Origin of the sequence: Martelella sp. UBA3392 (genome assembly GCF_002358775.1) — a bacterium.
Taxonomy (GTDB): Bacteria; Pseudomonadota; Alphaproteobacteria; order Rhizobiales; family Rhizobiaceae; genus Martelella; species Martelella mediterranea.
Map to the genome: position 1 here is coordinate 1 of NZ_DEPM01000222.1, position 12,242 is coordinate 12,242.

The following is a 12,242-nucleotide window of genomic DNA, read 5'->3' on the forward strand; positions in this document are numbered from 1 at the left end:
CGGCGTTGTGGCCATGCCCGAACACATGGCCGACGCTCGCCGGGCTGTGCCCGGCTCGCGAAAACCATGGCAGAACCATGTACCTGAGCAGCGACAAGTGTTCGGGTTTCCCGAACAACATATCGCGCTATTCTCTCTATTGGCTGACTGATCCGCAGTGGAAACGCATGGATCGGGCGTGGTGTCGCACGTCCGCGAGGAGGACACGCCATGGCTAGAACTAATTGGTAGACGCCAGCGGCTCACGGGCATGCAAAGACCTTCGTGCTTCCGGTCTCGCCTGGGAGTATCTTCGTCGCAATGACGAGTCTCAAAGAGATTTTCAGCGTCTGATCCGGACCGGGCGTTCGGACGGGAGTGAGCTCAAAAACTTCGTACGACGGTGGGGATTGCGGTTTCCCGCACGATCCACTGTTCTGGTCCCCCCGGTTTCAGCCGCAGGCCGTCAAACTGGTGCCGGCCGGACCGGACGAGGCTACCGGCCAGCCGGCCATCGTTCTCGCCCATCTCGACGGCCTCGAACTGCGTCGCGCCGCCGACGCCTGGCACGGTATTTGACGGACGGATGGCGTCGAACACCAGTTCTGGCTGTCCGAATCCTTGCCTGATGCGACGGCATTCTACATCATCGCTCTTCCGATGGACGAATTCCTCGAATTGCGCGCCCATGCCGCACGCCGCTTCTCTGCGGCAGAAAACCGGGGCAGGACTTCAGGAATATTCCCGATCAACTCCGTCTTCGGGAACCTCCTAGATCCTGCCTCAGCGAGGCTCGGTACGAAAAGAGGCGGCTCGCAGGATTTCATCCGACAGCTCAGGGTTGCCTTCCCGTACAGCGCGCGACAGGATGATCGCGCCGACGAGCGTCGTCAGGGTGGCAATCGCCGCCTCGCGGCTATGGCTCTCGCTCGCGGGGAACACACCCTCGATCAGCTCTATGTAACGCTCAAGCCCATCTGCGTAGGCCTGCTGTGCTCCAGCAACAGAGCGCCCCACGTCAACGGGTAGACTGCCAGTCGGGCAACCTCCCCCGGGATCGTCGCGGTGTTCGGCCGAAAGGTAGTTTGCCAGCCGATCTGCCATGGGCTTCGTGTCACCCGCAGCATCGTCTCTGGAGATTTCGCTCAAGGCCTTGTCGAACGCGTACCGGACCGTTTCAGCTGCAAGATCGGCTTTTGATCCGAAGTGATTGTAGAAGCCGCCATGCGTGAATCCGGCGGCCTTGGTTAGGTCCGCGACGGAGACGTTGTCGAAGCCATGCACTTTGAAGAGTTGCGTCGCAGTCTCGAGGATCTTCCTCCTGTTCTCTGCCGCCACTTCCTTGGTCACTCGCATCACGTACTCCCATGAGACTTGACAATGATGTCATGCATCATCATTATTTTTGATGTCATGTGACATTATTAAAGGCATGGGATTGCACATTGCAAGCGAACAAGGAGTGACCATGAAGGCTGTCGTTCAGAACGCCCTGGGGGAACCGGCTGATGTGCTGAAGCCCATGGATATCGAAGACTACAACGAGCTCGGCCCAGGGGAAGCCCTGGTCGACGTCACGCTTGCACCTGTCCATCATGGAGATCTGCAGATGATCCGAACGCAACCAGACATCCTAGAGGATGTCGGCTATGTTCGGCGCGGTTCTGAGGCTGTCGGCATCGTTCGCGCCCTTGGCTCGGAGGCCGAAAGTCAGGGCAATCTCCAGATCGGCGATCGGGTTATCGGGTTTCCGGCCGCCGGATCCTGGGCGAAGAGCGTCGTGATCCCAGCTGTGGCGGCTATCCCTGTCCCGCGGAACCTCAGCGATGAAATCGCAGCGCAGCTCATGATCAATTATGTCACCGCGCGCATGATCCTGCGCGGTTTGCGCAAGTCGGCTAGCGAGGAGGTGCTGCGCGATGGTGTGGTGCTCGTCACCGGAGCCGGCTCGGTCGTTGCGCGTCTGCTGCTGCATCTGCTGGCCAAGGAAGGCCTCGCGCCAATCGGTCTCTCACGCAGCAAGGCGAGCGCGACGCGTGGCATGGCAGAGCTGAACGGTGCACAAATCGCCGCGAGCGAGGACGTGGACTGGCAGGCGCAGGTCACGTCCCTGGCCTGCGGAAAGAAGATCGTTGGCGTTCTCGATTGCGTTTCCGGTTCACTGGTCCGGGAGTACGCATCGCTGTTGTCTGATGAAGCGGCCATCGTCATCTACGGCGCTCTTGGCGGCACCAGTCTCGGTATCGGTGCGCCGGAAATTGTCGGCCGTCAGTTCATCATCCGCGGAGTGGTGTTCACGAGATGGTTCTCCGAACTCTCTCGCGAGGATCAGGCCGAGGACATTCGATCGGCATTCGACCTCGCCTCCGAAATGCCGTCCCTTTTCAAAACCGGAGGTGTTTTCGGTCTGGCCGAGGTTCAGGAGGCAATTGCGGCCGTGGAGGCACCGAACCGCGACGGCTTCATCTTCTTCAGGCCATAGCATCAGGCGTTGCATGCCGGCCGGTCGAAAGGACCGGGCCTGCAGAAGGGATGAACTCGCCTGCCGGCGCAAAATCCACCCGATCGGCTGACGGTGAGTATAGCACTACAGGAGAAGCATCATGAAAATTGGAATCTTAGGAGCAGGAACGGTCGGCACCACCCTTGGAACGCACCTTGCGGCGGCGGGCCACCAAATCCTGATCACGAATGGCCGCGAGACGGAAAGCCTCGCTGAAACTGTGAGAGGGCTTGATCAGCCTCTCGAACCGGTCACGGTCGATGACCTTCTCGATCAGGCCGAGATGATCCTTCTGGCCGTGCCTTGGCGGAACGTCCGAGACGTTCTGCGCAAGGATATCGATTGGGGCGGGCGTATCGTCGTCGATGCCACGAACATCATCCTGAGCATCATCCCCGATATTCAGATCGATAACCTTGAAGGCGATTCCGGAAGCGAGATCGTTGCACGGTTGGCGCCCTCCGCTCGCGTCGTCAAAGCGTTCAATACGCTTCCTTTTGAAACGATGTTCGCACCGGTGCCGACAGGTTTCAGACGTGTCCTGTTCGTCGCTGGCGACGACCCGGACGCCGTCTCGGCTGTGTCAGGTCTGATCGAGCAGATCGGCTTTCAATCCGTAGCGATCGGTCCGCTCGCGACCGCAGGTCGGCAAATGGAAATTGGCGGCACGTTCAGCAGGCTTGAGCTGTTTGCAACTGATGCGGCATGACAACTCTCCGGGAGACTCTCCTTCTATTTCCTGGATCGGCAGCCATCTCCCATGATAGATTTGAAACGGAAACAACATGATATCGCTGACCGCCGAAGAAACGGCCAACATCGCGACGATCGATGCCTTCATCGCCGCGTGGAATGCGAAAGACAACGCCAAGGCCATAGCCTATCTCGCGGATGATTTCAGGTTCACTTTCGGGAAGATCGGGAGGACACCAGATTTCAGCCAGCCAGACTTTGCAGTCATGATGGACCGCGCGACCAGCGTTGACATGACCGTTACGCCCGGCACGACGTGGGCGCGCGGACCGGTAGTCAGCCACGAACGGGTGGATGACATCCAGTTTCGAGACGGAACGAAAGCCGAAGGCAAGTTCATTGCCATCTTCACGCTCCGTGATGGCAGGATCGTCGATTTTATCGACTTTGAGTCCTGATAGAACGGCCTCTCAGCGATCCTGATATTGCGACAATACTGCCACACCTGGCCAATGACATCGAAGCAACCCATGCCTTTCTAGCTTAGCGAGTCTTCATGATTTTCAATGCGTCGTTTTGGTCACAAAACTTTGTTCCGAAGCTGCGAATAGCGTGCAGTTTTTTCCTGCTCTTCTCCCCTATTTCCTGACCCGCACTTGCAATTTCTGTATATGCTGACAATATACAGAAATGGTTGCATGGGACAAAATCATTGGCTTCGACTGGGACGACGGCAACGCGCGCAAGAGCGCTGATAAGCACGCCGTCAGCCAGATGGAAGCCGAGCAGGTGTTCTTCAACGAACCCCTGCTGACGGCTCCCGATGTGAAGCACAGCAGTTCCGAGCGGCGCGTCCATGCCCTCGGGCGTACCGATGACGGGAGGCTGCTGCACATCACCTTCACGCTTCGGGAGGATGGGAAGAAACTGCGGGTGATTTCAGCCCGCGATATGAGCCGCAAGGAGCGGAGTTATTATGAAGAAGGCATCTGACAAGATCCCGAAGTTCGCGAACGAGGCTGAGGAACGGGCTTTCTGGGAAAGCCATGACTCCAGCGAGCATATCGATTGGAGCAATGCCGAAAAGGTGCGGCTTCCAAATCTGAAGGCTTCTTCGACATCAATTTCGTTGCGACTGCCCAATACCCTTCTGGAGCGAATCAAGGTTGCGGCTGCCAAGCGTGATGTTCCGTATCAATCGCTCATCAAGGTCTGGCTTGCCGAGAAGCTCGATACGACCGGTCCGCAACGCTGATCGCAACCACATGGAAAGGGACGGTCACACGCGTAGGCGGACCGGTCCCGATCGGAGACTCAAACAGCGATCGCGCCTGGAACACCGTCAATATCGGCAGCAAGCGCTTCCTCAATTTCCGCAAGCTGGCGTCGCGAGGCGCTGACGATACCGTTCTCGCGGCATCGTCAACTTAACGGATCGTGAATCTCGATGTGCAAATTGGCATAGGGGTGCGACGCCGACCGGCACGATAAGTCGTTGAAATAATTAAAACGTGTGGGGTCCCGGTACCGCGCCGAATGACAAGAACCGTGAGCCTGACCCGCGACGCCCATTGGGATCTACCTGACATCTGCGATTAGAAAACATCCTGGGACACGTTTGTTCTGCGTTCCCTGAAAAGCCGCGCCGCTCTCGAAGCGCGAGTTATGCGGTTACGCTGCAACGAGCTGGACACCGGCACAGCAAAATAACACGGCAATAGTTCCAAGGTTCCTGCGTGCCGCGCATATGAATTGCCGCTTATCCAAGAAGCAGGACATGGTCCGCTCCGTCGATGGGAGCCCGCACGGGGCCCGCTGATGCGGCAACATTATTGCCGTCCAGAACGGCATTCCAGGCGCCCGGGCCGGGTTGCCCTGCATTGTCCACGCGGATGCTGAGCCGGGTTTTATCGACTGTCACGACGGCCTCGAAATCCGGCCATTCAGCCGGAATCGAAGGATCGATGATCAGGAAACCGCCCTCGCGCCGGATACCGAGAATACCCTCGATGCCCGCGCGGTACATCCAGCCGCCAGAGCCGGTGTACCACGTCCAGCCGCCCCGGCCGACATGCGGGGCGACGGAATAGACGTCGGCGGCGACGACGTAGGGCTCGACCTTGTAGCGGTCGGCTTCGGCAGGTGTCTGCGCATGGTTTATGGGATTGAGCAGCGTGAACAGGTCGTGCGCCTTGTCGCCCGCGCCGGATTTGGCGAAGGCCATGATCGCCCACATGGCCGCGTGACTGTACTGGCCACCATTTTCGCGCAGGCCCGGCGGATAGCCCTTGATATAGCCGGGATCGCGTGGCCCATCGTCGAAGGGCGGGGTGAACAGCAGCGCCAGCCCGTCGTCACGGCGGATGAGATGTTTTTCGAGCGAAGCCATGGCGGTGGCGGCACGTGCCGGATCGCCGGCGCCGGACAGGACGGACCAGGACTGCGCGATGGAATCGATCCGGCACTCGTGATTGTCGCTGGCGCCGAGCCATGTGCCGTCATCGAAGGTTGCACGGGCATACCATTCGCCATCCCAGGCATGGGTTTCGATGGCCTCGCGCAGCGTTTCCGCATGGGCGCGCCAGCGATGGCCGCGTTGCGGATCGCGGTGTTCGGCGAGCGGAGCGCAGAGATCGATGGCGGCCAGCAGCAGCCAGCCGAGCCAGACGCTCTCGCCCCTGCCGTCTTCGCCGACCCGGTTCATGCCGTCATTCCAGTCGCCCGTGCCCATCAGCGGCAGGCCGTGTTCTCCGGTCAAGGCGATGCATTGATCGAGGCCGCGCGCCATATGTTCGAAAAGCGTGGCCGTTTCGGCAGCGATCGTCGGATGGAAGAAGGCATCGTGCTGTCCGGGTTCAAGCGGCGGGCCTTCGAGGAAGGGCACGGCAACGTCCAGAATCGCCTCGTCACCGCTTGTCTTGACATAGGTCGCGGCCGCGAATGCGAGCCAGACCCGGTCATCGGATATGCGGGTTCTGACCCCCTGGCCGGACTGCGGCAACCACCAATGCTGAACGTCCCCCTCGGCGAACTGTCGCGAGGCGGCGCGCAGAATATGGTGCCTGGTCTCTTCGGGCCGGGCAAGGGTCAATGCCATGCCATCCTGAAGCTGGTCGCGGAAGCCATAGGCGCCGCTCGCCTGATAGAAGGCGGAGCGCGCCCGGATACGGCAGGCGACCGTCTGGTAGAGAAGCCAGCCGTTCAGCATGATATCCATCGCCCGGTCCGGCGTTCTGACCTGGACGGTCTGCAAAAGGTCGCTCCAGTGGTCGGTGACCTCCTTCAGGACTGCGTCAAGATCGGCTTCGCGATAACGCTTCAGGAGATCGCGGGCCTCGTCCGCGGAGCCGCTCTCGCCAAGGAACGAAACGATTTCCATCGTTTCGCCGGGACTTAAGACAATCGTCCGCTGCAGGGCGGCGCAGGGATCGAGACCAGCACCGGCGGCACCTGAAAGCGGCGTGTCGAGAAAGAGCGCCTGCGGCGCGGCTGCGTTGCCGCGACGTCCGAGGAATTCGCTGCGATCAGCCGTCCATGATGTCTGTTCACCGCCGAGATCGACAAAAGCCACACGACCGGGGAAGCCCGCGCTCCATGGGTTGCGTGCGAACAGCGCGCCGGTTTCAGGGTCGATCCCGGTGATCAGGAACGCCGCGGTGGCGCTGCGCGCGCCGCCGAGCACAAGTTCGGCGTAGCTCGTCACCGTCAGCCGGCGTGGCCGTTTGGTCATGTTGCTGAGCGTCAGGCGCGAAATCTTGATCGGATCGGCCAGCGGTACATATTGCAGGAGTTCGGTCGCAATCCCGTTTTCCTCGTGTTCGAACCGGCTGTAGCCGAAGCCGTGGCGGGCGATATAGGCGCCTTTGCGCCGGATCGGTTGCGCGGTCGCGCTGAAAAGTTCGCCCGTGTCCTCGTCGCGTATATAGAGCGTTTCGCCGGCGGGGTCGGTGACGGGGTCGTTCGACCATGGCGTCAGCTGATTTTCACGGCTGTTTTCCGCCCATGTGTAGCCGTTTCCTTCCGCCGAGACCTGAAAGCCGAAGCCGGAATTGGCGATCACGTTGATCCAGGGGGCGGGCGTGACGGCGCCCGCTTCGAGAACCGTCACATATTCCCGGCCATCCTTGTCGAAACCGCCAAGGCCGTTGAAGAATTCGAGGGCGGGACGTGGATGGGGCGCTGCATTCGCCATTGGCGCCTGCTTCGGTGCTGACGGCAACGCCTGCGACGGAGGCAGCGCCGTCAGATCCGGATATTGCTCGGCGATCGGGCCGCGCCGGGCATTCAGTTTCACGCGGGCGACCGAATGAAGCTGCGCGTGCGCCTCCGCGCTCATCAGGTCCGCACGAAGCACGAAGACGGAACCATGCGCCAGTTCGATCCCGGGGCGTGGCCGCGACTGGCTGCTGCGATGCGCCGCCTCGATGGCGATCTGCAGGTCCTGGGTGTAGGAGGAGGCACGTGCGTTGATGATGACCAGATCGACGGCAAGGCTCTTCATCCGCCAGTATTCATGCGCCCGCAGCAATTGATGGACCTGCGCCATGTCCTGCGGGTCGTCAATGCTGAGCAGCACGATGGGAAAATCACCGGAAATGCCCAGATGCCACAAGCCGGATTGCGGCCCGGCGCCGTGCTCGATTTCGGCTCCGGATGCGCGGTAACGCGGGTCGGCATAGATGATCGGCGCGGCCAGCCGCTGAAAATCAGCCGCCTCGCCGGATTTGACGTCAAGATGGCGAAGCTGAACCTGCGCCTGTGTCCATGCCAGTGTCCGGGCGCGTTCGAAGGCGCTGCGGTCGAGATGCCTGTCGATCAGGTCGACGAGGTCGGCCCGGGTCGATGCGACGACCGTCCAGAAGGCGACGCGGGCAACCTTGCCGGGGGCGATCGTCACGCGCTGGCGGATAGCGAAAACCGGATCAAGCACTGTGCCGACCGTGTTTGAAAGCGGCGTGTCGGTGTCCATGGCGGCAGCGGTGGCGGCCGTGCGCCCGCGCCCGATAAACCGGGCCCTGTCGGTCTCGAATTGCGGGTCGGCCGCGATCTTGCCTTCAACCACGGCGAAATGGGCGGCCCAGATGCGGGATTCGTCCGGCGTGCGCGGGCGACGGGTCGCGATCAGCGCGCCGTATTCGGCGGAATATTCGGTCTGGACGAACATCTTGGAAAATGCCGGATGGGCGGTGTCCGCGGAAACCGGGGCGAGAACCAGCTCGGCATAGGAGGTGATTTCGATCTCGCGCGCGCGCCTGCTGCGGTTGGAGATGGAAACGCGACGGACCTCGCAATCGTCCTCGCCGGAAACCATGACATCCATTGTCGTGGTCAGCCCACCCTGAATAGACAGGAAACGCGCACGATCCTCATCGAAGACGACATCGCCATTTTCGCTGTCGCGGCCCAGAGGCCGGGCGCCGGCGGACCAGACGGCGCCAGTGTGAACATCGCGTATGAAAATGGGCGATCCGTCGCCATCGCGCGTGGCGTCCTCGTGCCAGCGGGTGATGGCAAGGCCCCGCCAGCGGCTGTAGCCAGCCCCGTTGGCCGTCAGCATCACCGCATAGCGGCCGTTCGAAAGCAGGTGCGTCACCGGGGGGCCGGCGGCAGACTCGGCAATCCGGCGCGACGTATCGGGACCAAGCGAGGATCTGACGGGTGAGAGCGGTGCTTCACCGACCCTTTTATGATCATTCGCCACAATGCGCGGAATCCGCTCCTGCAGCAGCAGTTCGCAGGCCCGGATCATCGGTTCGCGGTGGAAACGTTCACGCATGATCCCGTCACGGAGCGTGTTGACGATCGCGACAATCGTCATGCCCTGATGGTGGGCCATGCTCGTTCGCACGATCGCGACCTCGTCCTTTTCGGGAAGTCGGGTGCGGGTGAAGTCCAGCGCCTCGTAGAAACCATAGGAGCCAAGCGCGCCAAGTGCGGCGAGCCGGGTGTAGTTGGCACAGGCGCCGGCGGGATCGATCATTGTGGCGAGACCGGTCGCATAGGGCGCGATGACGGCATTTTCGGAAAGGCCGCGCTTCAGACCGAGACCGGGAACGCCGAAGTTCGAATACTGGTAGGTCAATTCCGTGTCACGGGCATTGTAGGCGGATTCGGAAATGCCCCATGGTGTGCCGAGCGTTTCCGCATAGGCTTGCTGGCGGCTGACCACCAGCCGGTTCGTCTGCGCGAGCAGGCTGCCCTCCGGCGCGCGCATGATCAGGGGCGGCATCAGATATTCGAACATCGAACCCGACCACGAGACCAGCGCCGAAGTGCCGGAAAGCGGCGTTGCCGGGCGACCGAGCAGGAACCAGTGCCGGGTTTCGACATCGCCCTTGGCGATGGCAAACAGACTTGCCAGCCGTGCTTCGGAGGCCAGCAGGTCGTAGCAGTTCACATCGAGACTGTTGTCGGCGAGCGAGTAGCCGATCGACAGGAGCTTGCGCTCGGGATCGAGAAGGAAAGCGAAATCCATTGCCAGCGCCATTGCCCGGGCTTGGGAGGCAATCGCCGTCAGGCGAAGCTCCAGGCCGTTATCGCCCAGGCGGTCGCGCGTTTCCTCGGCAATCCGTTTCTTCAAAGCGTCGAGCCAGAAGATGAGATCGGAACATGCAGCCTCGCGGTTCTTCGGGACCATCTCCCGCGCAATGGCGGCGGCCTTGTCGGCGAGCCGCATCAGCATGGGCGCGACCGTTTCAAAGGACTGCGAACCGTTCAGCCGGGCCTCGATGTCGTCAAGCACAGGCGTGAGGTGCCCGTCACCCTGCTGGCCGCTTCCGGTAATTGCGTCAAACGCCTGCCGGGCGAGCGCCAGATTGTCTTTCAACCCTGTCCGGATATCCGGCACGTCATCCGCCTCTGCCCACATCTCGCAGGCATTGGCGAGGGCGATCAGGTGCCCGGCGAGGTTGCCGCTGTCGACAGAGGAGACATAGGCGGGATCGAGAACGCGCATGTCGTCTGTCGCATACCAGTTGAAAAGATGACCTCGGTGTTTCGGGAGTGCCGTCATCGTCTTCAGCGTGGCCTCGAGCCTTTCGACGGTCTCGGCCTTGCCGGCCCAGCCGAAATCGCGGGCCGCGACGGCGGAGAGGAGATAGAGCCCGATATTGGTCGGAGATGTCCGCCGGGCGATGACGGGTTTCGGATCCTCCTGAAAATTATCGGGCGGCAGCATATTGCTTTCGGGCGTCACGAAGGTCTCGAAGAAGCGCCATGTCCGGCGGGCGATCAGCCGCAGTTGGTGCGCGTCCCGATCAGAGATGGCGGGGCCAGCGCCCCTGGCAGGTGGCCGGCTGATCCAGAGGGCAATCGCGGGCGCCAGGAGCCACAGAAGCGCGAACGGGAGAACGAGGGGGACGGACGACGCGGTCAGCAGGCATGCCGATACGGCGATGGCGAGGCCGATCAGGGTGCCCGGCGCCATGCGGCGATAGAAGCCGGCGGCATCCAGACGCGGGCTCCCCTGTGACTGGGCGGATGTGGTCCATTCGAGAAGGTGGCGACGGGTCCGGTAGAGCCGCGTCAGCGTTCTTGCGATGGCATCCGTCATCCGCCATGCCCGATCCGGAAGGAAAGCGAGATCAAGGCATGTTCGCAGGGCAGCAAGGCGCAGATCCGCGCCAAGCGCGGCAACATGGCTGCGCATATGAATGTCGCCGCTTCGTGGTGTGAGGGCGAAGAGAATGGGGAGAAAGGCGGGGATCGCCATGGCGGCGACGAGCAGCGCGGTCGCCGTCAGCGCAGCGGGCATCGGCATCAGCCAGGCGAGACCGAAGCCCAGCATCGTCAGCGGCGCTGCCAGCGAGCGTTTCAGATTGTCGATCATCATGCCGCGGCCGACAGCGGGAGCCGAGCCGTTATTCCGCTCCTGTCCGGTCAGCCATGGCAGAAGCTGCCAGTCGCCGCGCGTCCAGCGGTGCTGGCGCCTTGCGTCGACGTCATAGCGGGCGGGAAATTCCTCGATGACCTCGACATCGGACGCCAGTCCGGCGCGCGCGAATGCGCCCTCGAATAGGTCGTGGCTCAGCATCGTATTGTCGGGTACGCGACCGGACAGCGCGCTTTCGAACGCGTCGATATCATAGATGCCCTTGCCGGTATAAGCGCCCACGCCGAAAAGATCCTGATAGACATTCGAGGCCGCCGCCGCGTAAGGGTCGATGCCGCCCGGCGCGGAGAAGACGCGCTGATACAGGGAGCCTTCGCGGCCAACCGGCAGCGACGGCGTCACGCGCGGCTGGAGAATTCCGTATCCGTCGACGATCCGCCGTTCCGCTTCGCTGAAGCGCGGGCGGTTGAGCGGATGCGCCATCTTGCCGATCAGGCGGTGCGCTGCATCGCGCGGCAGGCGCGTGTCGGCATCGAGCGTGATGACGTAGCGTACATCGGCCGGCACTTTGGGCGGAGAGCCCGCAACCGGCGCGAAACTCGTGTCGTCGGCTCCGCGCAGCAGGCGGTTGAGTTCATGAAGCTTGCCGCGCTTGCGTTCCCAGCCCATCCACCTGCCTTCTTCGGCATTGAACAGGCGGCGGCGGTGCAGGAGCAGGAAACGGTCGCCGCCATTGACCGGTTCATGGTGTTGGTTCAGGCGGGCGATCGCATCGGCGGCCACGGCCAGCAGTCGTTCATCCGCTTCGACGACTTCATCATCGGCATCGATTCCGTCCGTCACAAGCGCAAAGACGAGATCGCCGCCGGCGCCGGAGAGATGATGGACTTCAAGGCGTTCGACCTGTTCCAGAATATCCGTTTCGCTGGTCAGGAGCGTGGGTATGGCGACGAGCGTGCGCAGCGTCGGCGGCACGCCCTGCCTGAGGGAGAGGCCGGGCAGTATGGTCGCGCCGAAACACCAGCTCATCGCCCGGTTGACGATGGCCGTCGCCACCTCGGTGGCAGGCAGAAATGCGAGGGCGGCGAACATCACCAGCCAACCGGTCTCAAGGCCCGTCCGCGACAATAGCATCAGCGACAAGGCCATCAGCAGCGCCGTGACGATCAGGCTGGCTCCAACATAGCCGCCAATTCCGAGCCGGATATTGAGGCGGCCGAGCCACAGGCGAACGGG

General features: G+C 62.0%; 8 protein-coding genes and 1 pseudogene. 6 read left to right on the plus strand and 3 right to left on the minus strand.

Annotated elements, in window-relative coordinates:
• Positions 1-224: 224 nt before the first annotated feature.
• Positions 225-341: pseudogene (locus tag B4E36_RS24355) on the plus strand (transcriptional regulator domain-containing protein); the annotation flags it as partial.
• A 22-nt stretch (positions 342-363) separates the two neighbouring features.
• Here B4E36_RS24355 and B4E36_RS17865 read toward each other — a convergent pair.
• Entirely contained in the window at positions 364-669 is a 306-nt protein-coding gene (locus B4E36_RS17865) for a hypothetical protein (RefSeq protein ID WP_292051537.1), read from the minus strand.
• A 93-nt stretch (positions 670-762) separates the two neighbouring features.
• Entirely contained in the window at positions 763-1,335 is a 573-nt protein-coding gene (locus B4E36_RS17870) for a TetR/AcrR family transcriptional regulator (RefSeq protein ID WP_292051539.1), read from the minus strand.
• A 112-nt stretch (positions 1,336-1,447) separates the two neighbouring features.
• Here B4E36_RS17870 and B4E36_RS17875 point away from each other — a divergent pair, with 112 nt between their 5' ends.
• The 5 genes from B4E36_RS17875 to B4E36_RS17895 all read left to right on the plus strand — a co-directional run bounded on the left by B4E36_RS17875 (position 1,448) and on the right by B4E36_RS17895 (position 4,430).
• Positions 1,448-2,461: an alcohol dehydrogenase catalytic domain-containing protein gene (locus B4E36_RS17875; RefSeq protein WP_292051542.1), complete on the plus strand. Its 1,014-nt coding sequence runs from the start codon at positions 1,448-1,450 to the stop codon at positions 2,459-2,461.
• Between the two features lie 121 nt (positions 2,462-2,582).
• Complete coding sequence (locus B4E36_RS17880; protein WP_292051544.1) at positions 2,583-3,191, plus strand: NADPH-dependent F420 reductase; 609 nt, start codon at positions 2,583-2,585, stop codon at positions 3,189-3,191.
• Between the two features lie 76 nt (positions 3,192-3,267).
• Positions 3,268-3,633, plus strand: a complete 366-nt coding sequence (locus tag B4E36_RS17885) for a nuclear transport factor 2 family protein (RefSeq protein ID WP_292051546.1) — start codon at positions 3,268-3,270, stop codon at positions 3,631-3,633.
• Between the two features lie 232 nt (positions 3,634-3,865).
• On the plus strand, positions 3,866-4,168 hold the full coding sequence (locus B4E36_RS17890; RefSeq protein WP_292051548.1) for a BrnT family toxin: 303 nt from the start codon (positions 3,866-3,868) through the stop codon (positions 4,166-4,168).
• The gene (locus B4E36_RS17895) at positions 4,152-4,430 is read left to right on the plus strand and encodes a BrnA antitoxin family protein (protein WP_292051550.1); all 279 of its coding nucleotides are present in this window, start codon (positions 4,152-4,154) and stop codon (positions 4,428-4,430) included. Before B4E36_RS17890 ends, B4E36_RS17895 begins: the two co-directional genes overlap by 17 nt.
• A 504-nt stretch (positions 4,431-4,934) precedes the next feature.
• Here the strand turns inward: B4E36_RS17895 and B4E36_RS17900 are convergent.
• On the minus strand, positions 4,935-12,242 hold a 7,308-nt coding region (locus tag B4E36_RS17900), incomplete at its 5' end, for a GH36-type glycosyl hydrolase domain-containing protein (RefSeq protein ID WP_345900636.1).

Bases quoted from the DNA above. Each gene is read 5' to 3' on its own strand.
- B4E36_RS17865 (WP_292051537.1), bottom strand. From the start codon at position 669: ATGGGCGCGCAATTCGAGGAATTCGTCCATCGGAAGAGCGATGATGTA.
- B4E36_RS17870 (WP_292051539.1), bottom strand. From the start codon at position 1,335: ATGCGAGTGACCAAGGAAGTGGCGGCAGAGAACAGGAGGAAGATCCTC.
- B4E36_RS17875 (WP_292051542.1), top strand. From the start codon at position 1,448: ATGAAGGCTGTCGTTCAGAACGCCCTGGGGGAACCGGCTGATGTGCTG.
- B4E36_RS17880 (WP_292051544.1), top strand. From the start codon at position 2,583: ATGAAAATTGGAATCTTAGGAGCAGGAACGGTCGGCACCACCCTTGGA.
- B4E36_RS17885 (WP_292051546.1), top strand. From the start codon at position 3,268: ATGATATCGCTGACCGCCGAAGAAACGGCCAACATCGCGACGATCGAT.
- B4E36_RS17890 (WP_292051548.1), top strand. From the start codon at position 3,866: ATGGTTGCATGGGACAAAATCATTGGCTTCGACTGGGACGACGGCAAC.
- B4E36_RS17895 (WP_292051550.1), top strand. From the start codon at position 4,152: ATGAAGAAGGCATCTGACAAGATCCCGAAGTTCGCGAACGAGGCTGAG.